Origin of the sequence: Xanthomonas sp. F10 (assembly GCF_014206815.1) — a bacterium.
GTDB classification, from domain to species: domain Bacteria; phylum Pseudomonadota; class Gammaproteobacteria; order Xanthomonadales; family Xanthomonadaceae; genus Xanthomonas_A; species Xanthomonas_A indica.
Map to the genome: position 1 here is coordinate 2,209,764 of NZ_JACHNP010000001.1, position 23,989 is coordinate 2,233,752.

Sequence of the window (23,989 nt, forward strand, 5' to 3'; positions counted from 1 at the left end):
GCCCGCATTCGACAACGCCGCCTGCGCGGCGTGGCCGCATCCTGCGCACCCTGCGCCGCTGGTTCGACACCAGCGCCGAGATCGAACTGGACCCGGCGCGCGCCGACCGCATCGACTGGCTGCGCGCCGCGCCCTACATCGGCCTGCACCTGGCCTGCCTGGGCGTGTTCTGGGTCGGCGTGTCGTGGTTCGCCGTGGGCATGGCGGTGGCGATGTACGCGGTGCGCATGTTCGCGCTCACCGGCTTCTACCACCGCTATTTCGCCCACCGCGCGTTCAAGACCTCGCGCCCGGTGCAGTTCCTGTTCGCCGCGATCGGCGCCACCTGCGTGCAGCGCGGGCCGCTGTGGTGGGCCGCCCACCACCGCAACCACCATCGCCACACCGACACCCCGGCCGATCCGCATTCGCCACGCCAGCACGGCTTCTGGTGGAGCCATAGCGGCTGGTTCCTGACCCCGCGCGGCTTCCGCACCGATTGGGACGCGATCCCGGACCTGCGTCGCTTCCCCGAACTGCGCTTCCTCGATCGCTTCGACCTGCTGCTGCCGGTGCTGCTGGCGCTGGCACTGTTCCTGCTCGGCGAGTGGCTGCAGCAGCACGTGCCGCAGCTCGGCACCGATGGACCGCAGTTGCTGGTGTGGGGCTTCTTCGTCTCCACCGTGGCGCTGTTCCATGCCACCTTCACTATCAACTCGCTGGCGCACCGCTTCGGCAGCCGCCGCTTCGACACCCGCGACGACAGCCGCAACAACCTGTGGCTGGCGCTGCTGACCTTCGGCGAAGGCTGGCACAACAACCACCATTTCTTCCCCGGCGCCGCGCGTCAGGGTTTCCGCTGGTGGGAGCTGGACCTGACCTGGTACGGACTGAAGGCGCTGTCGTGGACCCGGGTGATCCGCGAGCTCAAACCGGTGCCGGCCGGGCTGCTGCGCGCACAGGTGCGTGCCCGATGAGCCGGATCGCGGTAGTGGGCTCGGGGATCGCCGGCCTCGGCGCGGCGTGGTTGCTGTCGCAGCGCCACGAGGTGACGCTGTACGAGGCGGCCGATTATCTCGGCGGCCACACCCACACCCATGCGATCGAACTGGACGGTGTGGAGTACGCGGTGGACAGCGGCTTCATCGTGTTCAATCCGCAGCACTACCCGCTGCTGAGCGCGCTGTTCGCGCGGCTCGGGGTGGAGTCGCAGCCGACCACGATGAGTTTCTCGGTACACGAGCAGCGCACCGGGCTGGAATACAACGCCGGCACCCTCGGCGGCCTGTTCTGCCAGCGCCGCAACCTGCTGTCGCCGCGCTTCTGGCGGATGCTGCGCGACCTGCGGCGGTTCTACCGGGAGGCGCCGCAGGTGCTGCACGACGCCACCCTGGCGCAGCTGACGCTGGGCGAATTCCTGCAGCGCCATGGCTATTCCGAGGTGTTCCGCGACGCGCACCTGGTGCCGATGGCCTCGGCGCTGTGGTCCTCGCCGTCGCGGCAGATCCTCGACTTCCCGATGCGCCAGTTGATCGGCTTCATGGCCAACCACCACATGCTGCAGGTCAGCGGCCGCCCGCAGTGGCGGGTGGTGCGCGGCGGCTCCAACAGCTACGTGCGCGCGCTGCGCAGCCGCTGGCGCGTGCGCGAGCGGCTGGGCACGCCGGTGCGCGCGATCCAGCGGACCGCGCACGGCAGCGTCGCCATCGCCTGCGACGCCGACACCCAGCAGTACGACCACGCGGTGCTGGCCTGCCACGCAGACGATGCGCTGCGCCTGCTCACCGATCCCAGCGACGCCGAAACCGCGATCCTCGGCGCGATCGGCTACCAGGACAACGAGACCGTACTGCACACCGATGCGCGCGTGCTGCCGCGCGACCGCCGCGCCTGGGCCGCCTGGAACGCGCACGTGCCGGCCGATCCGGACGCACCGTGCACGGTGAGCTACTGGATGAACGCACTGCAGTCGCTGCAGGCGCCGCAGCCGTTCATCGTCAGCCTCAACCGCAGCGATGCGATCGATCCGACCAAGGTGCTGCGGCGCATGCGCTATCGGCATCCGCTGCAGACCCAGGCATCGGTGGCGGCGCAGGCGCGCAAGGGCGAGATCCAGGGCCAGCGCAACACCTGGTTCGCCGGCGCCGGCTGGGGCTTCGGCTTCCACGAGGACGGCCTGCGCAGCGCGGTCGACGTGGCCGCCGCGCTGGGGGTACCCTGGTCATGACCGTGCTGCGCCGCGCTGCCGTGTCCGCCCCGCCGGCTGGCGCCGTCTCGACAACGTCGGCGGCGGCGGGCACGACCTTGCACGGCCTGCACAGCGCGGTGTACACCGGCTGGGTGCGGCATCGCCGGTATGCGCCGAAAGCGCTGGCGTTCCGCTACCCGCTGTTCCTGCTGTACCTGGACCTGGACGAACTGGAGCAGGTGTTCGCGCGGCGCTGGCTGTGGTCGGTGAACCGGCGCAACCTGGCCGAATTCCGCCGCAGCGACTACCTGGGCGATCCCGCGCAACCACTGGACGAGGCAGTGCGCGACCGCGTGCAGCAACACACCGGCGAGCGCCCGCTGGGGCCGGTGCGCATGCTCACCCACCTGCGCTACTTCGGCCACTGCTTCAATCCGGTCACGTTCTACTACTGCCACGACGCGCAGCAGCGCCTGCACAGCATCGTCGCCGAGATCACCAACACGCCATGGCGGCAGCGCCACGCCTACGTGCTGCCGATGGCCGAGGCGCGCAGTCACGGCGCCACGCATGCCTGGCGCTTCGCCAAGCGCTTCCATGTCTCGCCGTTCATGGCCATGGCGCACACCTACGCCTGGCGCTTCAGCGAACCCGGCGCGCAACTGCGCGTGCACATGGACGTGCTCGATCCCGCGCCGGCGACGACGCGGCGGCGCTTCGACGCCACCCTGGTGCTGCAGCGCCGCGCCCTCGGCGGCGCCAGCCTGGCGCAGGCGCTGCTGCGCTATCCGGCGATGACCCTGCAGGTCATGGCCAAGATCCACTGGCAGGCGCTGCGGCTGTGGCTGCGCGGCAACCCGGTGCACGACCATCCCGATCATTCCCTTCCGCGAGAACGCCGATGAACGCTCCGCACGCGCCCTCTTCCGACGCCGCGCTGACCCCGGCCGCACCGCCGGTGCGCGGTCTCGATCGCCTGCTGCGGCAGCGCCTGCTCGCCACGCTCGATGGCCTGCACGATGGTCAGCTGCGGATCGAGGAGGCCGGCACGCTGACCACACTGGGCGATGCCAGCGCCGGCGCCGACGCGTTGCAGGCGCATCTGCGCATCCACGACCCGCGTTTCTACCGCCAGGCTGCGCTCAACGGCAGCGTCGGCGTCGGCGAGGCGTACATGGACGGGCTGTGGGACTGCGACGACCTGGTCGCGCTGGTGCGCCTGCTGGTGCGCAACCGCGACCGCCTGGACGCGATGGAGACCGGCCTGGCCCGGCTCGGCGGCCTGGCGATGCGCGGCCTGCACGCGTTCGCGCGCAACACCCGCGCCGGCAGCCGCCGCAACATCGCCGCGCACTACGACCTGGGCAACCAACTGTTCGAGCTGTTCCTGGACCGCAACCTGATGTATTCCTCGGCGATCTTCCGCGATGCCGACGCCGCCTTGGGCGAGGCGGCGCTGGAGCGTGCCGCCGAGCGCAAGCTGCAGCGCATCTGCGCCAAGCTCGATCTGCAGCCGCACCACCATCTGGTCGAGATCGGCACCGGCTGGGGCGGTTTCGCGCTGCATGCGGCCAAGCACCACGGCTGCCGCGTCACCACCACCACCATCTCGCGCGAGCAGTACGAGCTGGCCCGGCAGCGCATCGCCGCCGCCGGGCTGTCGGACCGGGTCGAGGTGCTGCTGCGCGATTACCGCGATCTCGATGGTCGCTACGATCGCCTGGTCTCGATCGAGATGATCGAGGCGATCGGCCATCAGTACCTGGATACCTACTTCGGCAAGGTCGGCAGCCTGCTCAAGGACGACGGCCAGGCGCTGATCCAGGCCATCACCATCGAGGATCACCGCTACGCGCAGGCGCTCAAGTCGGTGGACTTCATCAAGCGCCACATCTTCCCGGGCAGCTTCATTCCCTCGGTGGCGGCGATGACCGGCGCGATCGGCCGCGCCAGCGACCTGCGCCTGTTCAATCTGGAAGACATCGGCCCCAGCTACGCGCTGACCCTGCGCGCCTGGCGCGAGCGCTTCATGGCCAAACTGCCGCAGGTGCGCGCGCTCGGCTACGACGAACGCTTCATCCGCATGTGGGAGTTCTATCTGGCCTACTGCGAGGGCGGCTTCCTGGAGCGCTCGATCGGCGACGTGCACCTGTGGCTGAGCAAGCCGCGCGCGCGGCCGGCGCAGTTCGCTCCCGCGCTGGCGGGCGACGCATGAGCAAGCTGATCAACTACCTGGCCCTGCAGGGGCTGTGGCTGGCCGCGGTGGTCGGCGCCGCGCACGGGCTGGCCTGGGCCGGCCCGGCGGCGCTGGCGCTGTTCGCGCTGTACCAGTTGCAGCAGCGCCGTCGCGCCCGCGGCGACGCCACGCTGATCGCCCTGGCGCTGCCCCTGGGCGCCGGCGTGGATGCCGCCATGCGCGCCGGCGACTGGGTGCGCTATGCCGCCGCGCCGCCGGCGCCGTGGCCGCCGCTGTGGATCCTGGCGCTGTGGGCCGGCTTCGCGCTGACCTTCCAACATTCGCTGGCGTGGGTGATGCGCCATCCCTGGCGCGCGGCGCTGTTCGGCGCCACCGCCGGTCCGCTGGGCTATGTGTTGGCCGCGCGCGGCTGGCAGGCAGTGACCCTGACCGAGCCATTGCCGCAGGCGCTGCTGGCGCTGGCGCTGGGCTGGGCCGCGGCACTGACCCTGCTGAGCCTGGCGATGCGTCGCCTGACGTCCCCAACGCCAGCGATGCCGGCAACCGGAGCGATGCGATGAACGCCTGGCCGCTGCTGCATGTGGGCGTGTTCACCGTGCTGGTCATGCTCGCCGGCTGGGCCTGGCAGCGACACACCCGCAACGCCGGCGTGGTCGACGTGCTGTGGTCGGCGTGCATGGCGCTGACCGCGGTGTACTGCGCCTGGCGTGCCGACGGCGCGTTGCTGCCGCGGGTGCTGACCGCCGTGCTGGGAGGGCTGTGGGGCGCACGCCTGGCCTGGCACCTGGGCGTGCGCGTATTCGGCGATGCGCACGAGGACGGCCGCTATCGCGCCCTGCGCGAGCACTGGCACGGCGACCAGCGCAAGTTCCTGGCGTTCTTCCTCGGCCAGGCGCTGGTGGTGCTGGCGTTCGCGGTGCCGCTGTCGGTGGCCGCGCACAATCCGCAGCCGCAATGGAGCGTGTGGACCACGCTGGCGCTGGCGACCTGGCTGATCGCGGTGGGCGGGGAAAGCCTGGCCGACCGGCAACTGGCCGCGTTCCGCGTCGACCCGGCCAACAAGGGCACCACCTGTCGCCGCGGCCTGTGGCGCTATTCGCGGCATCCGAACTACTTCTTCGAATTCGTGCACTGGTTCGCCTACGTGTTCCTGGCGGTGGGCAGCGGCGCGCTGTGGGTCGGCGTGGCCGCGCTGGGACCGCTGCTGATGTTCGCCTTCCTGTACCGCGTCACCGGCATTCCCTACACCGAACAGCAGGCCCTGCGCTCGCGCGGCCGCGACTACGCCGACTACCAGCGCAGCACCAGCGCCTTCTTCCCCATGCCGCCGCGGCACTGAGCCGCGCCAGGAGATCCGCCGATGTCCAGCACCTTCGCCACCTCTTCCCCGCCCGCCGCGCCGGCCGAGCCCCTGGCCACGCGCCTGGCCGAATCCGGCCTGCTGCCTGACGCCGTGCTGCGCGCGGCCATGCGCCGACTGTGCGCGCAACGCCTGCGCGACGAGCGCGCCGGCGGCGCCGACGCGGCCTGGGAACGCCAGCGCCTGCTGATCGAATCGCTGCGCGAGAGCGCCATCGCCATCGAGACCGACGCGGCCAACCGACAGCACTACGAAGTGCCGCCGCGGTTCTTCGAGCTGTGCCTGGGCAAGCGCCTGAAGTACAGCAGCTGCTACTGGGACGCGAGCACGCCCGACCTGGACGCGGCCGAAGAACGCATGCTGCAGCTGTACGGCGAACGCGCGCAGTTGCGCGATGGCCAGCGCATCCTCGAGCTGGGCTGCGGCTGGGGCTCGCTGACCTTGTGGATGGCCGAGCAGTTCCCCGGCGCGCGCATCACCGCGGTGTCCAACTCGCGGCCGCAGCGCGAGCACATCGAAGCGCAGTGCCGCGCGCGCGGGCTCAGCAATGTCAAGGTGATCACCCACGACGCCAACACCCTGACCCTGCCGACCGAGAGCTACGACCGCGTGGTCTCGATCGAGATGTTCGAGCACATGCGCAACTACCGCGAACTGCTCAAGCGGGTCGGCCACTGGCTGGTGCCGGGCGGGCGGCTGTTCGTGCACATCTTCTGCCATCGCGACCTGGCCTACCCGTTCGAGGTGCAGGGCGAGGACAACTGGATGGGCCGGCACTTCTTCACCGGCGGCCTGATGCCGGCGGCCGACACCCTGCTGCAGTTCCAGGACGACCTGGCGATCGAACGCCGCTGGCTGCTGTCCGGCCAGCACTACGAGAAGACCGCCAACGCCTGGCTGCACAACCAGGACCGCCACCGCGATGCGCTGATGCCGGTGCTGCAGGCCACCTACGGCGCCGACGCCAAGATCTGGTGGCAACGCTGGCGCATGTTCTGGATGGCCTGCGCGGAACTGTTCGGCTACGAACAGGGCCAGCAGTGGGGCGTGGCGCATTACCGGTTTGTCAGGCGCTGAGGCGCCGGGATTGGGGAGTCGGGATTGGGGATTGGCAAGGGCGGCGTGCTGCCGCCTGATCGAACGCGCGTAGGAGCGGCTTCAGCCGCGAGGGGCGTTACCGGTCATGCCTGTCGCGGCTGAAGCCGCTCCTACGAGGATCAGGGATGCGCCAGCGAGACCGGGATGGGCGAGACGAATCCCCACTCCCGAATCCCCAATCCCGGCCGCTCAAGCGGCCGCGGTAATGACGATCTCGATCTTCCAGGCCGGGTCGGCCAGCTTGGCCTGCACGGTGGCGCGGGCCGGGGTGTTGCCCGGGCTGACCCACTCTTCCCAGACCTTGTTCATCTCGGCGAATTCGGCCAGATCGGTCATGAAGATCTCCGCGCGCAGGATCCGGCTCTTGTCGGTGGCGGCGAGCGCCAGCAGTCGGTCGATCGCCGCCAGCACCTGGCGGGTCTGGCCGGCGATGTCTTCGCTGGTGTCGTCGGCGATCTGCCCGGCCAGATAAGCCACGCCGTTGTACACGGTCATCTCCGACATCCGCGGGCCGGTATCGAAACGCTGGATCATGATGCGCTGTCCTGTAGTGGGAAGACCGTGCCATTGTCGCGCGATTGCGCCGCGCGTGCAGGCGCCGGCCGCCACAGCCGATACGCCACCGGCAACAGCCAGGCCAGGATCAGCACGATCGCCAGCTTCTGGGTCAGCCCGCGCGGCGGCGCTCGCCACAGCACATGCCCCCACAAGGCCACGAACGCCAGCACTGCCAGCAGCAACAACGGCCCGGCGCGGCGCTGCCACGCCTGCTGCCGGCGCAGCCAGGCGCTCTGCAGCAGCATTGCCGTGGTCGCGCACAGGAACGCGGTCTGCGCGGATAGCCCGTGCACCAGCGGCGCCAGCAGCGGTGCGCGCTGCGGCAGGTAGCTGTCGCCGACCGCGACGCCGCACAACCCCAGCGCAGCACCATAGAACAGCAGCACCGGCGCGCCGCTGCGCGCGCGTGGCGGCGCTTGCGCGTACAGGCCGGCCGCCAAGGCCATCACAGCCGCTGCCAGCAGGACGTAGACAGTGCGCAACAGCAGGCCGCCCGGCCCATGGAGGTATTGGCTGAGCGTGGCCTGCTGCCAGTGCAGATCGGTGCGCACGACCTGCAGCGCCAACGCCACGCCGAGGAACAGCAGCGCCAGCAGCAGCGCGGCGGCACCGGCCAGGCGCGGCCAGTGCGGCGGCGCGGGAAAGGGAGATGCGGACAGCGGCATCGACAGGCTCCGGAACCAGCACAGACCATGGCCGCAACCGCCGGCCGCGGCCCCTGCCGCGGTCCCGACGCCGTGGCGACGTACGATTCCACTATCATGCGCGTCGCCGGCGCGGCCGGTATAGCCTAGAACGTGTGATGCACGGTGAGAGGAGCGGCATGGGTAGTGGAGGATGCGGTACGTGCGCGGCGTGGTGCTGCCCGGGATGGCGCCAAGCCACCCCGTACAGGGCCGGGTTCGCGCCGTTGATCGCGCTTCTGTCGGGACGTGGCGCCTTGCGTGGCCCGAAGGGTGCGCGGCGTGCCGGGCAACCTGCGTTGCTCCGGCGTACCACACACCTTGCCGTCGCCCCCTGTTCGCCGCTCCCTCCATGTTCGTAACACGCTCTCACCCAACCGGTATCGCGATGGCCTCTCTTCGTTCCGTCTGCAGTTCCGCTCCGGCCTCGTCGCGCATCGCGTGCCGCGGGTCGTGGCACCTTGCCGCTCGCCCGCAATGACCGACGCCGCGCCCTCCGCTCCCGCGTCCACTCCCGGCTGGCGCCGTGCGCTGCCGGTGCTGGCCAGCCTGGCGATCCTGGCCCTGGCGCTGCATGCGCTGGCCACGGAGTTCAGCACCCATGGCTACAGTGCGATCCGTCACGCGTTCAACCAGCTGAGCCTCAGCCAGATCGTGCTGACCCTGCTGCTGGGCCTGAGCAGCTACGCCTGCCTGATCGGCTTCGATGCCGTCGGCCTGCGCCGCAGCGGGCGCAAGCTGCATCCGATGCGGATCAGCATCACCGCGTTCCTGGCGCATGCGGTCGGACAGACCCTGGGCTTCGCCGCGCTGACCGGCGGCGCGGTGCGTCTGCGCGGTTACGGCCGGGTCGGACTGAGCCTGGCCGAGATCGGCCAGGTGGTGCTGATGAGCACGCTCGGCTTCGTGTTCGGCGCCTGGTTGCTGCTGGCGCTGGCCCTGACCCTGGAACCGGCCGCAGCGGCGCTGGCGCTGCCGGTCGGCGCGACCGCAGTGCGCGCCATCGGCATCGCGTTGCTGGTGGGCTTCGCCGCGATGCTGCTGCTGGCCGGCCGCGACGGCCGCACGCTGCGCTGGCGCAGCCACGAACTGTGGCTGCCGGACCGGCGCACCACCCTGGGCGTGACCGCGCTGAGCGTGGTCGAGCTGGGCCTGGCCAGCGCCGCGTTCTACGTGCTGCTGCCCAACGAATCGGGCATCGAATACATCGGCTTCGTCGGCCTGTACCTGGTCGCGGTGGTGGCCGGCCTGGTCTCGACCGTGCCGGCCGGCCTGGGCGTGTTCGAGTGGAGCCTGCTCAAGCTGCTGCCCGGCGTGGCGCCGGCGGCGGTGCTGGCGGCGGCGCTGATCTACCGCATTACCTACTACGTGGTGCCGCTGCTGCTGTCGGTGCTGATGGCGTCGCTGTCCGGCCTGCGCCGGCCGCTGGCCGCCAGTGCCGGCGGAGTGCGCGTGGCCTGGCGCACGCTGCGCCCGTGGTTGCCGCAGATCATCGCCCTGGCGGTGTTCGCGGTCGGCGCGGCACTGGTCATCGACGGCACCCTGCCCACGCCCAAGCGCCGCCAGGACATGGCGCCGCTGTCGATCATGGAGACCTCGCACCTGCTGGCCAGCCTCGGCGGCGTGGTGCTGCTGCTGATCGGCCAGGGCCTGCAGCGGCGCAGCCATGCGGCCTGGGTGCTGGCGATCGGCATCTGCGTGCTGCTGCCGCTGCCGGCCTGGCTGCGCGGCGGCCACGTCTCGGTGGCGCTGTCCTCGCTGGTGGTGGCGGTCGGCCTGTGGGGCGCGCGCCGCGAGTTCTACCGCGAAGGCGCGCTGCTCGACGAGGCCTGGTCGTGGCCGTGGCTGCGCAACCTCGGCCTGGTGCTGATCGCCACGATCTGGCTGCTGTTCTTCGTCTACAGCCACGTCGAATACCAGAACGAGCTGTGGTGGGAGTTCGCCACCTCGGCCAACGCGCCGCGCGCGCTGCGCGCGGTGCTGCTGGTCAGCGTGGCGGTGGTGGTGTTCGGGATGGCGCGGCTGCTGCACAGCACCCGGTCGCCGCTGCCGCCGGCCGATGGCGCGCAGCTGGACGCGCTGGCGCCGGTGCTGGCCCAGGCCACCGATACCCAGGCCTGCCTGGTGCTGACCGGCGACAAGGCCCTGCTGCAAGCAGAAGAAGGCCCCGGCTTCGTGATGATGCAGCGCTACGGCGGCTCGCTGGTGGCGATGGGCGACCCGGTCGGCGCACCGGAGGTGGCGCGGGCGCTGATCTGGCGCTTCCGCGAGGAAGCCGACCGCATGGGCCTGCGCCCGGTGTTCTACCAGGTCGGCGAGCAGCACTGGCAGACCTACCTGGACCTGGGCCTGACCCTGGTCAAGCTCGGCGAGGAGGCGATGGTGTCGCTGGAGGGCTTCCACCTGGAGGGCCGCGACCGCGCCGACCTGCGCCAGGCCTGGAACCGCGGCAAGCGCAGCGGACTGAGCTTCCGCATCGTCGAAGCCGACGCGGTGGATGCGCTGATGCCGGTACTGGCCGAGGTCTCGCAGCAATGGCTGGAAGACAAGGCGGGCGCCGAAAAGGGCTTCTCGCTGGGCAGCTTCGACCCGGCCTACCTGCGCCGCTTCCCGGTCGCGCTGGTGGAGTTCGAAGGCAAGGTCGTGGCCTTCGCCAACCTGTGGCAGGCCCCGGCCGGACACGAGCTGTCGGTGGACCTGATGCGGCATATCGCCGATGCGCCGAAGGGCACCATGGATTTCCTGTTCATCGAGCTGTTCCTGTGGGGCCGCGACCAGGGCTACAAGCGCTTCTCGCTGGGCATGGCGCCGCTGTCGGGCCTGGCCCAGCACCGCCTGGCCGGCCGCTGGAACCGCTTCGGCAACCTGATCGTGCGCCACGGCGAACGCTTCTACGGCTTCACCGGCCTGCGCCGCTTCAAATCCAAGTTCGCCCCCACCTGGCGCACCCGCTATCTCGCCGCCCCCGGCGGCATGCACCTGCCCGCCGCCCTGCTGGACGTGACCCGGCTGATCTCGCTGGATCCGCGCAAACCGGAGTGAGGCCGGGATTGGGGAGCCGGGATTGGCGATTGGCCTGGCTATCCCTTTTCCGGGGCATTGCAAGGCTTCGCGCCGTACCCGCATCCGCCCCTTCGGGGCACCTTCCCCCGAAAAGGGGGCCGTCGTCCCGGTGGGAGAAGGAACAGCAAAGCCCCTCTCCCACCGGGGCGACAGGGTGGGCTTGCGCGTCACTGACGCGCGCACACCGGAGCGCCCGCGCCGCAAGCGCGGGCCGGGGCGCGGAGCGGGGGTTGGGGTGAGGGTACGGCCGCCCATGGAGTGCCCGGCGGCGGCCAACCTCGCTCGCCGCCTTGCAGGACCGATGTTTCAGTGGCCCGCGTCGCGGCTGAAGCCGCTCCTACGACGGCGCGAGCAGGCAAGCCCGCACGCGCGACCAGCCACCAATCCTCAATCCTGACTCCCCAATCCCCGCGCCTACTGAATCCGCTGCAGGATTTGCTTGGCCAGGGTGGCGTAATCGCCCTGGAAGTGATGGTCGCCGGGCAGCTTGACCAGTTGCGCCCCGCCCTTGGGCAGGTCCGGGCACAGCGCGTCGTCGTCGTCCTCGCCGTAGATGCACAGGGTCTGCGCCGGCGGCATCTTCGCCACTTCCGGGGCGATCGGCAGGCCGTCGTCGCCGGAACTGATCCAGTTGGACACGTGGAACTCGTAGTCGGCGGTCTTGCCCACCGACAGCAAGGCGGTCATCTGCACCTGGTCGCGCATCGCCTCCGGCAACTGGTTGTAGGCCGCCGGCAACACGTCGGCGCCCTGCGAGAAGCCGATCAGCACCACTCGCCCGCGCTGCCACAGGTGGCTGTAGTGGCGGTAGATGCGGTCCAGGTCGGTGGCGAAGCCCTGCGGCGTGCGCTCGCTCCAGAAGTAGCGCAGCGAATCCACGCCCACCACCGGGATGCCGGCCTTGGCCAGGGCGCCGGCGACCTGCTGGTCCAGCCCGGCCCAGCCGCCGTCGCCGGAGACGAAGATCGCGAACACGTTGCCGTTGCCGGCACCGCCCGCACCCGCGGCGGCCGGCACTTCCACCACCGGCAGGCCGGCCAGGTCGGCCGGAGTCGGCGGCAGGCTGACCCCGGGGCGGTCGCCCAGCGAACGCACCGCCGCGCGCAGGCCCGGCAGCGCATCGCCGCTGGCGCTGCGGCGGAACTGCCGCGCCTGTGCCACCTTTTGCACGAACGCATCGCTCTGCTGGGTGCAGCGGTCGCGCCGGCTCTTTGCGTCGAGCGCCGCCAGCCACGGCACCGGCAGCGCCGTTGGCTGCAGCGCGCGCGCCGGCGCGGTGATGCCGGCGCCGCAGATCTGGTCGTCGAGCACCTGCACCGGGCAGAAATCCTCGGTCAGCAGGCCCGCCAGCAGATGCTTGGGCGCCTGCGCGGCGACCGCATAGGCCAGCGCGGCGCCGTCGCCATCGCCGACCAGCAACGGCAGGTGGTAGGTCGGCACGTGGAAATAGGCCTGCACGTAACGCGAGAAATTCTCCACGTCGCCGGCCGAGAAGCCGCAGGTGCCGTCGATCTTGGCCAGCACCGCCTGCAGGTGCGCGCTGTCGATCACCGCGACCATCGCGCCGTCGTCGCGCAGCGCCTCGATCTGGCGCATGCGCGCAGCGTCGGCGTGCTTGCCGCCGGCGAACCACAGCACCACGCGCTGCGCGTTGCCCTTGGGCAACAGCACCGGCACCTGCTCGAAGCGGCCATGGCTGAGCTTTTCCGGCGAGGCTGCCGGCGCACCCGCGCTCGGCGCGGCGGCGGCCGCGGCGCCCGGCGCCGCACCGGCGATGCCGGCCACCAGCAGTCCACCCAGTGCACATCCCCACACCCAACCGCCACGCTTCTGCATCATCCAGCCATCCTGAAAAGGCGCGTTAAAGATAATCCCGAACGGCGGCGGCGCGAAGCGCGGCGCGCGCCGCGGTTCATGCCGGGTACGCCGGAGAGGGCCATCACCGGCGCGGCCGGGGCCGTCAGCCGTCCGCGTCGGCGCCGGGATGGCGCAGCCGCCACGCCGCCAGCGCCTGCCGGTAGCGCTCCAGTTCCTCGTGGTAGAGGTCGTAGACGCACAGCGGGCAGCCGCTGTCGCAGCAGTCGCTGGGGGCCGGCGGCTGCGGCGCCTGCGGGCGGGGATCGGCGTTGGCGGCAGGGTCGGACATGGGGCTCCGTGGCGGCGGCCGGAACAGACCGGCGCGGCAGTGTAGAAGAAGGCGGCGCCGGCCGCGGCGCCGCCCTGTCAGCCGATCGCCTGGCGCAGGTTGGCGCGGGCGGCCGCGTCGTAGCGCGCATGGAAGCGCTCGCTGAGGAAGATGCGCGGCTGCGCCAGCACGGCACGCAGGAAGGCGCGGCGCTTGCGTCGGTACAGCCAGCCCGGCACCACCCCGCGGTACTCCTCGGCGATGGCACGGTCGTAGTCGGCGAAGGCCTCAGGCGCGGCACCGAGGATCGCCATATCGCAATCCAGGAACAACGCCGCATCCGCATCCACTGCGTCGACGGTCAGTTGCCCGTGGCGCGCGGTGAGCGCGATCAACTCGGCCACCCGCGCCGCCTCCACGCCGGCGCCCGGCAGCCACTGCGCGATCGCCGCCTCGGCCAGGCGCGCCGACTGCGCCTCGTTGTCGCTGCGGCCGGCGCGGTAGACCGCATCGTGGTAGAGCACGGCCAAATACACCTCGCGCGGCTGCCACCAACCGGTGTCGGCGGCGACCTCGGCATAGTGCGCCAGCACCGCCTCGACGTGGCCGAAATGGTGATAGGCGCGCGGCGGCTCGGCATAGGCGGCGCGCAGCTGCGCCCACTGCGCCTCGGGCAGGGTCAGCGGCGCCGCGCTCATGCGCCGCTCCGCGCTGGATCGGCGCGCAACGGCCAGCTCGCTTCGTGCAGGTAACGGCCCTGGCCCTGCACGCTGCGGATCAGGCTCAGCGACGCCGCCTGCCAGGGCAGCGCCGGTACGCGCTGCGGCGCCAGCGCCTGATCGACGTACGCCAGGGTCATGTGCGGCACATAATGGCCGTCGGCGCGTGCGGCCACGCCGTGCCGGGCCAATTGCTGCTGCAGCGCCTGGCGCAACGCCAGCAACGGCGCGGGTTCGGCATCGCCGCGCAGGACCAGCGGACGACTGCGCGCGCGACTGTCGAAGGTCACCACCTGGTCGAATGCCAGCGCGAACGGCGTAGCAGCAAGCGCCTGCCCTGCAGCGCATGCCTGTTGCAGCAGGCGCGGCGGGATCCCGGCGTACTCGCCGAGATACTGCAAGGTCACATGCAACCGCTCAGGCGGCAACGCGCGTCCGTGCAGTCCACGGTCGTGGCACATCTGCTGACCGAGGCGATGGACCGCCTGCGCAGTCTGCGGATCGGGCAAGAGGGCGAAGAACAGGCTTTCGCGCGCGGCGGGCGCGTCGAAGCCGAACGAGAACTGGGCGCCGGCAGGCGCGGCATCGGGAGACATGGGTAGCAGCGGCAGGCGCCGCAATCAGCTCGGGCAGCGGTCGAGGCCGCATGGTAGCAAGCACGCCCCGCCGCTGCCGACTCCGCGACGCCGACCCGGCAAGCACCGCGATGGCGGCGCGCCGGGTCGGCGACGAACGGCCTTACGCCGCGTTCTTCATCGCGTGCTTGCGGGTACGCATCACGTCGTGGCAGGCGCGCACTTCCGGCAGCAGCCGGGTGGCGGCATCGCGCGCGGCAACCGGGGTGTCGGCATCGGCGATGGTCTCGTTGAAGGCCTTCAGCAGGCGGTCCTCGGACTCTTCCAGTTCTGCCACATAGCCGTACTTGGTGTCGCCCAGCGCCGCACGGACCTTGCCGTACATCTGCTGCATGCTGCCGACCATGGTGCCGTGTTCTTCCGGCTTGCCGCCGATCGACTGCACCACCGCGCTCAGGCTGCTGACGATGTCCGACTTGACGCCGGCGATGCGCAGGAACAGTGCCGACAGTTCGGCGTCGCCCACCTTCTTCGCGGCTTCTTCGTAGAAGTCCTTGCCGTCGCGGGAAATGGCGATGAGGTCGTTGAGGCTGTGGGTGGTCTTGCTCTGGATGCTCATGGGAACTCCTGTGGCGCAGCCGGCGATATCGCGCAACGGGCACGCGGGGGTGGACCTTGGATATCGCGCGGCGCGGTCGAAAGAATTGCCGCGTTGCGTGGTGGTGGCGATGCTGGGCAGATCGGCATAAAGCGCACGTGAGCCGTTCGCCGTTGTTCGTCACGCCGCATTGCCGGTGGTGAACATGCGTTCATTGGGGTTTGCACGCAGTCAGGCATGTGGCGAAGTTTTCACCATCCTGTCTGCGCGTGTTGCGGCGCTTGGCCGGAAGCGACTTATCCACACCGTTGCCCCATGGTCGTCCACAGCGGCTGTGGATGACGCCCGTCGCGAGTCGCGCCGCCGGGAACCGTTCGTCGGCGCCGCCGCAGCGGCCTCCCCGCACCGCCGGCAAGCCCTATAGTGGAGGCGAGCCCTGGCCCTGCAGGGCACCGCGAGGGGTGCGTCATGTTCGCCTGGACCGCGTTCGCCCTGCTCGCCGCTGCCGCGGCCGCCCCGTCGCCGCCGCCCCCGCCGATGCCGCCATCGCACTTGGCAGCGGCAGTACAGAACGAGGCGACACCGCCAGCTCCTGCAACGCGCATCGCGGGAACCGCCGCTCCGACGCCGACGCCGACGCCGACGCCGGAGCAGATCATGCAGCTGCCGCCGGCACTGCACGCGCTGCTGCAGCAGCGCATCGACCGCAGCGCCGACGCCGAGCACCGCCTGCAGCAACTGGTGGCGCTGGCCTTCGACGCCAACGGCCTGAACCTGCAGTACGACGCCAACGCCACCCACAGCGTTGCCGAGAGCTACACCACGCGCCAGGTCAACTGCCTGTCCTTCACCCTGCTGTTCGTGGCGATGGCGCGCGACGTCGGGTTGCAGGCGCAGGTCCAGGAAGTGCGCCGCGTGCTGAGCTGGTACGAGGACGGCAATGCGCTGTACAACGTCGGCCACGTCAACGCCGGCGTGCGCGTGGACAGCGGCCGCGGCAGCATCGACCTGGACCGCAGTGTGCTGATGGACCGGCGTGGGCCGCAGCCCATCTCCGACCGCCGCGCCCTCGCCCATTACTACAACAACCGTGGCGCCGAACTGATGGTCGACGGCGACCTGGACGGCGCCCGCGCGCATCTGGCGATGGCCTTGCAGATGGATCCGCGCTTCGCCGGCGCATGGAACAACCAGGGCGTGCTGGCGATGCGCGATGGCGACAGCGCCGCCGCGGCACGCGACTACGCCAAGGCGCTGGAGATCGATCCGGAGCACCTGCCGGCGCTATCCAATGCCGTCGGCCTGGCCCGGCGCCTGGGCGACGGCGCGCGCGAGGCCGCCCTGCAGCGGCAGATGGAACACGTGCGCCAGCGCGATCCGTTCCAGCAATACCTGCTCGGCACCGAGGCCGAGCAGCGCCAGGACTACGCCGCAGCCATCGCCTATTACCGACGCGCGCTGCACCTGTACGACGGTGCCCATCTGCTGTACTTCGCCCTGGCCCGCGCCTACCTGCACAGCGGCGACATCCGCCGCGCATCCGTCGCGCTGCGCGAGGCCATGGCACACGCAGATCCGGCCACCCAACCCCGCTACCAGGGCAAGCTGGAGGCGTTGCGGCGGCTGTCCTCGACCGCGCGGCCGCCGCGCTAGGGCCGCCCAGGGCGTGTCCTAGCCGGCCGCCGGTGCGCAGGCCGTACGCCGCGCCGCTTGGCGCGCCCACAGGTAGATCAGCAGCCCGCCCAGCGCCATCGCCGCGCCGACATAGCCGGTGGAGGTCCAGCCCAGGCCGGCGCCGATCGCGATCCCGCCCAGCCACGGTCCCAGCGCGTTGGCCAGGTTGAACGCGGCATGGTTGGACGCCGCGGCCAGGGTCTGCGCGTCGCTGGCCACGTCCATCAGGCGGGTCTGCAGTACCGGCGCCAGCGCGCCCATGCTGCCGACCGCCACCACCGCCGGCAGCACCGCCCACGACGAAGTCGCCGCCAGCGGGAATGCCAGCAACACCACCAGCGACCACAGCAGCACCAGCGGCACCGCGCGGAACTGCATGCGGTCGAACAGCCAGCCGCCGGCCAGATTGCCGAGCAATCCGCCCAACCCGAACGCGCCCATCGCCACCGGGATCCAGTGTTCGGACACGCCGGTGACCTCCATCAGGGTCGGCGCCAGATAGCTGAAGACGCAGAACATGCCGGCGAAGCCGATCGCGCCGATGCCCAGCGCCAGCCACACCTGGGTGCGGTTGAAGGCGCGCAGTTCGCGCAGCGGCGAGGGCCGCGCCTCCTGCGGATCGGCCGGCAGCAGACGCCACACCAGCACCACCGTCAGCACCGCGATCACCGCCACCAGCGCGTAGGCATAGCGCCATTGCGCCACCTGGCCGAGCCAGGTCGCCAGCGGGTTGCCGACCAGCACCGCCAGGTTCAGGCCCAGCAGCACCCGGCTGACCGCCGCGCCACGCTGGTCGGGCAGACCGATCGAGGCGGCCACCAGCGTCGCTACGCCGAAGTAGGCGCCATGCGGCAGGCCGGCGACGAACCGCGCCAGCAGCATGCTGTGATAGTCCGGCGCCAGCGCGCTGGCGAGATTGCCGAACGCATAGAAGCCCATCAGCGCCAGCAGCAGATGCCGGCGCGGCCAGCGCGCGCCGAGGATCGCCAGCAGTGGCGCACCGACCACCACGCCCAGCGCATAGGCGCTGATCAGATGCCCGACCTGCGGCGCATCGATGTCCAGGCCATGGCCGATGTACGGCATCAGGCCCATGGTGGAGAACTCGCTGGTACCGATCGCGAAACCGCCCATCGCCAGCGCGAACAGGATCAACACGTAGCCGCGCCGCGACAGCGGCGCCGTGGCGGATGAGGTCATGCGCACGTCCAGAAAGGAGGGCTGCCCATTATTGTGCATCGCAGCAAGCCTTGCAGCCCCAGGGCTGCAACGCCGCGTTGCGGCGTGCCGCTGGCGTCACCTCACGCGGCGATGGCTCGCGAAGATGCCGCGGCAGCAACGCACTGTCCCATCGCGCCGCGGCGAAACGCTTGCCATCTGTCCCCATGTCCTGCACGCACGCCGCCTTGCAGCACTCCGCCGTAAGGTCGCCCGTCCCACCCCCACCACCGAGAGACGCACCGATGACCGATACCGCTTCCCCGCTGTTCACGCCGCTGCGCCTGGCCGCGATCGCACTGGCCAACCGCATCGTGATGGCGCCGCTGACCCGCAACCGCGCCGAAGGCGAAGGCCGCATCCCCTCGCCGCTGGCCGCCGAGTATTACGGCCAGCGCGCCAGCGCCGGCCTGATCGTTGCCGAGGCGACCCAGATCAGCCCGATGGGCCAGGGCTACAAGGACACCCCGGGGATCTACAGCGACGCCCAGGTCGCAGCCTGGAAGACGGTCACCGACGAGGTACATCGCCGCGGCGGCAAGATCGTGCTGCAGCTGTGGCACGTCGGCCGCATCTCCCACGTCAGCCTGCTGCCGGACGGCGCCGCACCGGTGGCGCCGAGCGCGCTGCGCGCCAACGCCAAGACCTTCACCGCCGAGGGCTTCACCGATGTCTCCGCACCGCGTGCGCTGCGCCTGGACGAAATCCCCGGGCTGATCGAGGACTTCCGCCGCGCCGCCCGCAATGCCATCGCCGCCGGCTTCGACGGCGTGGAAGTGCATGCCGCCAACGGCTATTTGATCGACCAGTTCCTGCGCGACGGCAGCAACCACCGCGACGACGCCTACGGCGGCAGCATCGAGAACCGCACCCGCCTGCTGTTCGAAGTGGTGCAGGCGGTGGCACAGGAGATCGGCGCCGACCGCACCGGCGTGCGCCTGTCGCCGGTGACCCCGGCCAACGATGCGCACGACAGCGACCCGCAGCCACTGTTCGAGCGCGCGGTGGAACGCCTGGATCCGCTGGGCCTGGCCTTCGTGCACGTGATCGAAGGCGCCACCGGCGGCCCGCGCGACAACATCGCCTTCGACTATGCCGCGCTGCGCGCCAAGTTCCATGGCCCGTGGCTGGTCAACAACGGCTACGACAAGGCGCTGGCCGAAGCGACCGTGGCCTCCGGCCGCGCCGATGCGGTGGCGTTCGGCCGCCCGTTCATCGCCAACCCGGACCTGGTGGAACGGCTGCGCCGCGATGCGCCCTTGAACCAGGTGGACGCCGACACGCTGTACGGCGGCGGCGCCAAGGGCTACACCGACTACCCGACGCTGGATTGAACCCCACTGCGTGGCGGCGGCACGCGCGTGCCGCCGCCCGCATCAGCGGAGGCGATGACCTCCGATCAGCGTGCAGCATTGGCCACGCCGCTGCACGAGGCCCTTGTTGGGTTCCAGCGCGCCTAGAACACCAACCGCTCGCCGAGGAAGAGCGAGGAAGTGGACGTGCGTCCACGCCTGAGCGATGACGCGGCCACGGGTGCGCGCAATCGCGGTCCTTCGGGTTGGGCCTGGCAGGCGCGGCATCCTCGGGAATTGGTGACACGCCCTAGGATGCGACGGCCACGCCGCGCAGCATCAGGCCTTGCGCAGGAAGCAGGTCTTCAGCACCAGGCCCTTGATCTTGTCCGAGTTGCCTTCGATGTGTTCGGCATCGTCCTCGACCAGGCGGATGCCGCGGATCACCGTGCCCTGCTTGAGCGGGATCGACGAACCCTTGACCTTCAGGTCCTTGATCACCACCACCGTATCGCCGGCCTGCAGCACGTTGCCGTTGCTGTCGCGCACCACCGTCGCCGCGTCGTTGGCGGCCTCGGCCGCGACCGGCCACTCGTGGCCGCAGTCCGCGCACACCCAGTTGGCGCCGTCGACATAGGTGTTTTCCAGGGTGCATTGCGGGCAAGCGGGTGCGGCGGGCATGGGAATCCTTGATACGGCAACGACGGCGAGCCGCCTATTGTAGCCGCCCGCCCCGTGCCGCCGTGCGGCCGCAGGAATGCCATGTCCGCTTCGTCCGGGTCCCGTCTCGCGATCTATGCTGCGCTCGCCGGCAATCTGGCCATCGCCATCGCCAAGTTCGTCGCCGCGGCGATCTCCGGCAGTTCGGCGATGCTCAGCGAAGGCGTGCATTCGCTGGTGGACACGGTCAACGAGCTGTTGCTGTTGTACGGCCTGCGCCGCGCCGCGCGCCCGGCCGATGCCTCCCATCCGTTCGGCCATGGGCGCGAACTGTACTTCTGGAGCTTCATCGTCGCCCTGCTGGTGTTCGCGCTCGGCGCCGGGGTGTCGCTGTACGAGGGCATCGCCCACATCCGCCATCCGCAGCCGGCCAGCGACCACACCCTCAACTACATCGTGCTGGGGCTGTCGCTGCTGTTCGAGGGCGGCTCGTGGTGGATCTCGCTGCGCGAGTTCCGCGCACGCAAGGGCCGCCTGAGCTATGTGCAGGCGTTCCGCGAGAGCAAGGATCCGAGCCTGTTCACCGTGCTGGTGGAGGACAGCGCGGCGCTGGTCGGCCTGCTGATCGCGCTGGCCGGGCTGCTCGCCGCGCAGTGGCTGGACATGCCGGAGCTGGATGGGGTCGCGTCCATCGGCATCGCCGCGGTGCTGGCCTGCTCGGCGTTCGTGCTGGCGCGCGAGACCAAGGGCTTGCTGATCGGCGAGCCGGCGGCGCGCCCGCTTGGCGACGCACTGCGGCGCATCGCCGCCGCCGATCCGGACGTGCGCGCGGTCAACGGCGTGCTCAGCGTGCAGATGGGACCGGACCAGGTGGTGGCCGCCCTCAGCGCCGAGTTCGAGGACCAGCGCAGCACCGCGCAGATCGAAGCCTGCATCGAGCGCATCGAGGCGGCCGCGCGCGCCGAGCACCCGGAACTACAGGCGCTGTTCGTCAAACCGCAGACCCCGGAGACCTGGCTGGCCCGGCGCACCGCGCTGCGGCAGCCGGCGCCCTGAATGGCGGCGTGCAGGCGCGACTTGCGGCCCTGCGCCGCTTTTCGTTAGGGTAGCCGGGTAGCACCCCTCTCATCGCGCTGTGACTGTGCCGGCGTATCCCCCCTTACTCACTGAACGAGGTTTCCCATGGAGATCGCCAACGGGCTTGTCGCCACCATCCACTACACCCTCACCGACGATGCCGGTGAAGTGATCGACCAGTCCTCGCCGGACAATCCGCTGAGCTACCTGCACGGCGCCGGCAACATCGTGCCTGGCCTGGAAAAAGCCCTGACCGGCAAGCGCACCGGCGAATCGGTCAAGGCCGACGTGATCCCGGCCGAAGGCTACGGCCCGCGCCACGACCAACTGGTGCAGCAGGTGCCGCGCCGCTCGTTCCCGGATGCCGAATCGCTGGCGCCGGGCATGCAGTTCCAGGCGCAGACCGACCAGGGCCCGCTGCTGGTCACGGTCACCGAAGTCGGCGAAGAGCTGGTGACCATCGACGGCAACCACCCGCTGGCCGGGCAGGTACTGCATTTCGCGGTGGAAGTGGCCGGTGTGCGCGAGGCTACCGAGCAGGAAAAGAACCAGGGCCACGCCGGCGCCGCGCTGTAAGCGACCCGGTTTCCGGTTTTCAACGAGGCCCGCCGATGCGGGCCTCGTGCGTTCCGGGCCGCGCTTGCGTCGCGCGGCGGCTTGCCCCACAGTGCGCGGCCCTCCCGCCCCCGGCACCGTCATGCGCCTCGGTATCGACTTCGGCACCAGCAATTCCGCCGCCGCCGCGGCGATCGACGGCCGCGTGGTGCCGATCGATTTCGGCACGCAGCAGCAGTTCCGCACCACGGTGTACTTCCCCGAGGTGATGCGCGACCCGGCCGAATTCGACCTGACCCCGGCGCTGGAACGGCAGGTGGACGAATTGATCGAGTCCGGCCGCCGCGATGCGCTCGCCGCCGGGCGCGAACGCAGCCCCGAGGCGCTGCGCCGCGACGCGATCCGGGTGGTGCGCCGGCAGTGGATGGAAACGCAGATGCGCGAGCCGCGCAGTTCCGCGGCGCTGCTGCAGAACGCGGTGTACGGCGACGACGCACTGGACGCGTATTTCGTCGAGGGCGAAGGCAGCCTGGTGCAGAGCCCCAAGTCGATGCTGGGCTACAACCTGCATCCGCGCGCGCGCCAGACCATCACCGGCATCGCCGCGCACATCCTCGAACACATCCGCCTGACCGCCTCGCAGCAGCTGGGCGTGCAGGTGCGTCGCGCCCTGCTCGGGCGCCCGGTGCAGTTCCGCAGCTCGATCGGCGAGGCCGGCAACGCGCAGGCGCTGGAGATCCTGCACAGCGCGGCGATCACCGCCGGCTTCGACGACGTCGCATTCCTGGAGGAACCGGCCGCCGCGGCGATGCACTACCACGCGGTCAGCCGCGAGCGCCACGCCGCGGTGGTGGTGGACATCGGCGGCGGCACCACCGACATCGCCTACGCCAGCGTCGGCGGCGACGCCGCGCCGCAGGTGCACCGCGCCTGGGGCATCCCGCGCGGCGGCACCGATATCGACCTGGCGCTGAGCCTGGCCGGATTCATGCCGCAGTTCGGCCGCGGCCTCACCCGCGTGCCCTCGCACCACTACGTGGAAGCGGCGATGGTGCAGGACACCACCCGCCAGCGCGACTTCCGCCAGCACCGCTACGATGCCGTGCCGGCCCCCTACGACACGCGCCTGCAGGCCTTGCAGGAACCCGGCAACACCGCGCGCCTGTACCGCGCGGTGGAGCGCAGCAAGATCCGCCTCAGCGACGCCGAGCAGCACCAGGAAACCCTGGACTACATCGAAGCCGGGCTGCAGGTGCAGGTGCAGGCCGAGGAACTGGTGCAGGCCGCGCGCAGCTACCTGGAGGCGCTGCAGGAGCTGCTGGCGCAGGTGCGCCAGGACGTCGGCGGCGATCCGGCCGCGGTGTTCCTGACCGGCGGCATGTCGCGCGCCGGCTACCTGCAGCGCCTGGTCGCCGCGGCGTTCCCGCAGGCGCGCCTGGTCCACGGCGATCCCTCGTTCGGCGTGGTGCAGGGCCTGGCGCTGGCCGCCGCGCAGGATTAACGCGCGCGGGCGAGCCGTCCGCGCGGCGTCCGATCTCACTCGCGTCCTACGCATCTCCGTGGCCAACACCGTTCACACTGCGCCGCAACAACTGGCGTAGCATGGCGGCACGCCCAAGTCTCACGCCGCTACGCGCGTCTCGTCCGGCCGTTTCTGTCGCCCGACTCGCCTCCTTCTCGCGCCAATCTCCGTCCCGCTGTGGGCCGGACCCATCGGAAGCGCCATGTCCCCCGCCCTTGCCACGCGCCAGACCGAGCGCCTGGCCTCGCCGCTCCAGCCTCCGTGCCGACCGACAGGTCCGGCGCACGGCGGCCACGCATGAGCGAAACCGCGCTGGACGCGACCGACGCCGACATTGCCTGCGACCGCTGCGACGCGATCTGCTGCCGCCTGACCGTGCTGGTGATGCCGGACGACCAGGTCCCCGAGCATCTCACCGAGTACACCCGCGAGGGCCTGCACGTGATGGCGCGCGACGAGGACGGCTGGTGCGTGGCGGTCGACGGCGCGCGCATGTGCTGCTCGATCTATGCGCAGCGCCCGGGGATCTGCCGCAAGTTCGCGATGGCCGGCCCGTACTGCCGCGAGGTCCGCCGCACCCACCACGAGCAACTGACCCGTGGCATTCCCCTGACGATGTACTGACTGCAGGAGTTCCAGCATGGCACGACCCACCGGCAACACCGCTTCGCCCAGCGCCAGGAACGCGCGTGGCGCCAGCGCCGGCGACAAGGCGCAAAAGGGCCTCAGCCGCGAGCGCATCGAGGCCGACCTGGCCGCATTCCATCAGGCCGGTGGCCGCGTCGAGGTGCTCGGCACTACCCGCGTGCTGAAGAAGGTCGACGTCGCCGACGCGGGCTAGGGCGTGT

Annotated in this window: 22 protein-coding genes and 2 pseudogenes; 15 read left to right on the top strand and 9 right to left on the bottom strand. The window is 70.8% G+C overall.

Going from position 1 to position 23,989, the window contains the following annotated elements; translation table 11 throughout:
* The first annotated feature begins 38 nt into the window (after nucleotides 1-38).
* From FHR56_RS09640 to FHR56_RS09670, 7 genes and pseudogenes are all read left to right on the top strand, one after another.
* Nucleotides 39-956 carry an acyl-CoA desaturase gene (locus tag FHR56_RS09640; RefSeq protein WP_343160771.1) on the top strand — a complete coding sequence of 306 codons (918 nt, stop codon included), beginning with the start codon at nucleotides 39-41 and terminating at the stop codon, nucleotides 954-956.
* Nucleotides 953-2,206, top strand: coding sequence for an FAD-dependent oxidoreductase (locus FHR56_RS09645; protein ID WP_160948008.1), 1,254 nt, complete (start codon nucleotides 953-955; stop codon nucleotides 2,204-2,206). The genes FHR56_RS09640 and FHR56_RS09645 overlap by 4 nt, the downstream gene beginning before the upstream one ends.
* Before the next feature lie 86 nt (nucleotides 2,207-2,292).
* A pseudogene (locus tag FHR56_RS09650) lies at nucleotides 2,293-3,072 on the top strand (DUF1365 domain-containing protein); the annotation flags it as partial.
* Nucleotides 3,069-4,382: a cyclopropane-fatty-acyl-phospholipid synthase family protein gene (locus tag FHR56_RS09655; RefSeq protein WP_160948010.1), complete on the top strand. Its 1,314-nt coding sequence runs from the start codon at nucleotides 3,069-3,071 to the stop codon at nucleotides 4,380-4,382. The pseudogene FHR56_RS09650 and the gene FHR56_RS09655, both read left to right, overlap by 4 nt.
* Complete coding sequence (locus tag FHR56_RS09660) at nucleotides 4,379-4,924, top strand: DUF2878 domain-containing protein (protein ID WP_160948011.1); 546 nt, start codon at nucleotides 4,379-4,381, stop codon at nucleotides 4,922-4,924. Before FHR56_RS09655 ends, FHR56_RS09660 begins: the two co-directional genes overlap by 4 nt.
* Nucleotides 4,921-5,703 (top strand): DUF1295 domain-containing protein, encoded by a 783-nt coding sequence (locus tag FHR56_RS09665; protein ID WP_160948012.1) that lies wholly within the window; start codon nucleotides 4,921-4,923, stop codon nucleotides 5,701-5,703. Before FHR56_RS09660 ends, FHR56_RS09665 begins: the two co-directional genes overlap by 4 nt.
* A gap of 21 nt (nucleotides 5,704-5,724) precedes the next feature.
* Complete coding sequence (locus FHR56_RS09670) at nucleotides 5,725-6,801, top strand: cyclopropane-fatty-acyl-phospholipid synthase family protein (protein WP_160948013.1); 1,077 nt, start codon at nucleotides 5,725-5,727, stop codon at nucleotides 6,799-6,801.
* Between the two features lie 210 nt (nucleotides 6,802-7,011).
* Here FHR56_RS09670 and FHR56_RS09675 read toward each other — a convergent pair whose 3' ends face one another.
* Nucleotides 7,012-7,356 (bottom strand): RidA family protein, encoded by a 345-nt coding sequence (locus FHR56_RS09675; RefSeq protein WP_017910151.1) that lies wholly within the window; start codon nucleotides 7,354-7,356, stop codon nucleotides 7,012-7,014.
* Nucleotides 7,353-8,045 carry a DUF998 domain-containing protein gene (locus FHR56_RS09680; protein ID WP_160948014.1) on the bottom strand — a complete coding sequence of 231 codons (693 nt, stop codon included), beginning with the start codon at nucleotides 8,043-8,045 and terminating at the stop codon, nucleotides 7,353-7,355. Before FHR56_RS09680 ends, FHR56_RS09675 begins: the two co-directional genes overlap by 4 nt.
* 495 nt (nucleotides 8,046-8,540) lie before the next feature.
* On the opposite strand from FHR56_RS09680, the gene mprF reads away from it, so the two are divergent.
* A complete protein-coding gene (gene mprF, locus FHR56_RS09685) occupies nucleotides 8,541-11,105 on the top strand; it encodes a bifunctional lysylphosphatidylglycerol flippase/synthetase MprF (RefSeq protein WP_160948015.1) in 2,565 nt (854 codons plus the stop codon).
* A 435-nt stretch (nucleotides 11,106-11,540) separates the two neighbouring features.
* On the opposite strand, the gene FHR56_RS09690 is transcribed toward mprF, so the two are convergent.
* The 5 genes from FHR56_RS09690 to FHR56_RS09710 form a co-directional block, all read right to left on the bottom strand.
* Nucleotides 11,541-12,965, bottom strand: a complete 1,425-nt coding sequence (locus tag FHR56_RS09690; RefSeq protein WP_202407056.1) for a virulence factor family protein — start codon at nucleotides 12,963-12,965, stop codon at nucleotides 11,541-11,543.
* A gap of 121 nt (nucleotides 12,966-13,086) precedes the next feature.
* Nucleotides 13,087-13,272 (bottom strand): oxidoreductase-like domain-containing protein, encoded by a 186-nt coding sequence (locus tag FHR56_RS09695; RefSeq protein ID WP_160948016.1) that lies wholly within the window; start codon nucleotides 13,270-13,272, stop codon nucleotides 13,087-13,089.
* Between the two features lie 77 nt (nucleotides 13,273-13,349).
* Nucleotides 13,350-13,949: a hypothetical protein gene (locus FHR56_RS09700; RefSeq protein WP_160948017.1), complete on the bottom strand. Its 600-nt coding sequence runs from the start codon at nucleotides 13,947-13,949 to the stop codon at nucleotides 13,350-13,352.
* A complete protein-coding gene (thpR, locus tag FHR56_RS09705) occupies nucleotides 13,946-14,566 on the bottom strand; it encodes an RNA 2',3'-cyclic phosphodiesterase (RefSeq protein ID WP_160948018.1) in 621 nt (206 codons plus the stop codon). The genes FHR56_RS09700 and thpR overlap by 4 nt, the downstream gene beginning before the upstream one ends.
* A gap of 142 nt (nucleotides 14,567-14,708) precedes the next feature.
* The gene (locus tag FHR56_RS09710) at nucleotides 14,709-15,164 is read right to left on the bottom strand and encodes a PA2169 family four-helix-bundle protein (RefSeq protein WP_160948019.1); all 456 of its coding nucleotides are present in this window, start codon (nucleotides 15,162-15,164) and stop codon (nucleotides 14,709-14,711) included.
* A 447-nt stretch (nucleotides 15,165-15,611) separates the two neighbouring features.
* On the opposite strand from FHR56_RS09710, the gene FHR56_RS09715 reads away from it, so the two are divergent.
* A complete protein-coding gene (locus tag FHR56_RS09715) occupies nucleotides 15,612-16,796 on the top strand; it encodes a tetratricopeptide repeat protein (RefSeq protein ID WP_237473345.1) in 1,185 nt (394 codons plus the stop codon).
* A gap of 18 nt (nucleotides 16,797-16,814) precedes the next feature.
* Here FHR56_RS09715 and FHR56_RS09720 read toward each other — a convergent pair whose 3' ends face one another.
* On the bottom strand, nucleotides 16,815-18,017 hold the full coding sequence (locus FHR56_RS09720) for an MFS transporter (RefSeq protein WP_184502479.1): 1,203 nt from the start codon (nucleotides 18,015-18,017) through the stop codon (nucleotides 16,815-16,817).
* Between the two features lie 263 nt (nucleotides 18,018-18,280).
* Between FHR56_RS09720 and FHR56_RS09725 the strand changes: the two genes are divergently transcribed.
* On the top strand, nucleotides 18,281-19,369 hold the full coding sequence (locus tag FHR56_RS09725; RefSeq protein WP_160948021.1) for an alkene reductase: 1,089 nt from the start codon (nucleotides 18,281-18,283) through the stop codon (nucleotides 19,367-19,369).
* A gap of 297 nt (nucleotides 19,370-19,666) precedes the next feature.
* Here FHR56_RS09725 and FHR56_RS09730 read toward each other — a convergent pair whose 3' ends face one another.
* Complete coding sequence (locus FHR56_RS09730) at nucleotides 19,667-20,008, bottom strand: zinc ribbon domain-containing protein YjdM (protein ID WP_160948022.1); 342 nt, start codon at nucleotides 20,006-20,008, stop codon at nucleotides 19,667-19,669.
* Nucleotides 20,009-20,104: 96 nt separating this feature from the next.
* Between FHR56_RS09730 and FHR56_RS09735 the strand changes: the two are divergent.
* From FHR56_RS09735 to FHR56_RS09755, 5 genes and pseudogenes are all read left to right on the top strand, one after another.
* Nucleotides 20,105-21,043 (top strand): annotated as a pseudogene (locus FHR56_RS09735) (cation diffusion facilitator family transporter); the annotation flags it as partial.
* Between the two features lie 126 nt (nucleotides 21,044-21,169).
* On the top strand, nucleotides 21,170-21,640 hold the full coding sequence (locus FHR56_RS09740; RefSeq protein ID WP_160948024.1) for a peptidylprolyl isomerase: 471 nt from the start codon (nucleotides 21,170-21,172) through the stop codon (nucleotides 21,638-21,640).
* 121 nt (nucleotides 21,641-21,761) lie between these two features.
* Nucleotides 21,762-23,120: an Hsp70 family protein gene (locus tag FHR56_RS09745; protein ID WP_160948025.1), complete on the top strand. Its 1,359-nt coding sequence runs from the start codon at nucleotides 21,762-21,764 to the stop codon at nucleotides 23,118-23,120.
* Between the two features lie 318 nt (nucleotides 23,121-23,438).
* On the top strand, nucleotides 23,439-23,765 hold the full coding sequence (locus FHR56_RS09750; RefSeq protein WP_160948026.1) for a YkgJ family cysteine cluster protein: 327 nt from the start codon (nucleotides 23,439-23,441) through the stop codon (nucleotides 23,763-23,765).
* Between the two features lie 16 nt (nucleotides 23,766-23,781).
* Entirely contained in the window at nucleotides 23,782-23,982 is a 201-nt protein-coding gene (locus FHR56_RS09755; RefSeq protein ID WP_019797700.1) for a hypothetical protein, read from the top strand.
* The last annotated feature ends 7 nt before the right edge of the window (nucleotides 23,983-23,989 follow it).

Excerpts from the sequence above, each read along its gene's own strand:
- FHR56_RS09645 (WP_160948008.1), top strand. The coding sequence starts at position 953 with ATGAGCCGGATCGCGGTAGTGGGCTCGGGGATCGCCGGCCTCGGCGCG.
- FHR56_RS09655 (WP_160948010.1), top strand. The coding sequence starts at position 3,069 with ATGAACGCTCCGCACGCGCCCTCTTCCGACGCCGCGCTGACCCCGGCC.
- FHR56_RS09660 (WP_160948011.1), top strand. The coding sequence starts at position 4,379 with ATGAGCAAGCTGATCAACTACCTGGCCCTGCAGGGGCTGTGGCTGGCC.
- FHR56_RS09665 (WP_160948012.1), top strand. The coding sequence starts at position 4,921 with ATGAACGCCTGGCCGCTGCTGCATGTGGGCGTGTTCACCGTGCTGGTC.
- FHR56_RS09670 (WP_160948013.1), top strand. The coding sequence starts at position 5,725 with ATGTCCAGCACCTTCGCCACCTCTTCCCCGCCCGCCGCGCCGGCCGAG.
- FHR56_RS09675 (WP_017910151.1), bottom strand. The coding sequence starts at position 7,356 with ATGATCCAGCGTTTCGATACCGGCCCGCGGATGTCGGAGATGACCGTG.
- FHR56_RS09680 (WP_160948014.1), bottom strand. The coding sequence starts at position 8,045 with ATGCCGCTGTCCGCATCTCCCTTTCCCGCGCCGCCGCACTGGCCGCGC.
- mprF (WP_160948015.1), top strand. The coding sequence starts at position 8,541 with ATGACCGACGCCGCGCCCTCCGCTCCCGCGTCCACTCCCGGCTGGCGC.
- FHR56_RS09690 (WP_202407056.1), bottom strand. The coding sequence starts at position 12,965 with ATGATGCAGAAGCGTGGCGGTTGGGTGTGGGGATGTGCACTGGGTGGA.
- FHR56_RS09695 (WP_160948016.1), bottom strand. The coding sequence starts at position 13,272 with ATGTCCGACCCTGCCGCCAACGCCGATCCCCGCCCGCAGGCGCCGCAG.
- FHR56_RS09700 (WP_160948017.1), bottom strand. The coding sequence starts at position 13,949 with ATGAGCGCGGCGCCGCTGACCCTGCCCGAGGCGCAGTGGGCGCAGCTG.
- thpR (WP_160948018.1), bottom strand. The coding sequence starts at position 14,566 with ATGTCTCCCGATGCCGCGCCTGCCGGCGCCCAGTTCTCGTTCGGCTTC.
- FHR56_RS09710 (WP_160948019.1), bottom strand. The coding sequence starts at position 15,164 with ATGAGCATCCAGAGCAAGACCACCCACAGCCTCAACGACCTCATCGCC.
- FHR56_RS09715 (WP_237473345.1), top strand. The coding sequence starts at position 15,612 with ATGTTCGCCTGGACCGCGTTCGCCCTGCTCGCCGCTGCCGCGGCCGCC.
- FHR56_RS09720 (WP_184502479.1), bottom strand. The coding sequence starts at position 18,017 with ATGACCTCATCCGCCACGGCGCCGCTGTCGCGGCGCGGCTACGTGTTG.
- FHR56_RS09725 (WP_160948021.1), top strand. The coding sequence starts at position 18,281 with ATGACCGATACCGCTTCCCCGCTGTTCACGCCGCTGCGCCTGGCCGCG.
- FHR56_RS09730 (WP_160948022.1), bottom strand. The coding sequence starts at position 20,008 with ATGCCCGCCGCACCCGCTTGCCCGCAATGCACCCTGGAAAACACCTAT.
- FHR56_RS09740 (WP_160948024.1), top strand. The coding sequence starts at position 21,170 with ATGGAGATCGCCAACGGGCTTGTCGCCACCATCCACTACACCCTCACC.
- FHR56_RS09745 (WP_160948025.1), top strand. The coding sequence starts at position 21,762 with ATGCGCCTCGGTATCGACTTCGGCACCAGCAATTCCGCCGCCGCCGCG.
- FHR56_RS09750 (WP_160948026.1), top strand. The coding sequence starts at position 23,439 with ATGAGCGAAACCGCGCTGGACGCGACCGACGCCGACATTGCCTGCGAC.
- FHR56_RS09755 (WP_019797700.1), top strand. The coding sequence starts at position 23,782 with ATGGCACGACCCACCGGCAACACCGCTTCGCCCAGCGCCAGGAACGCG.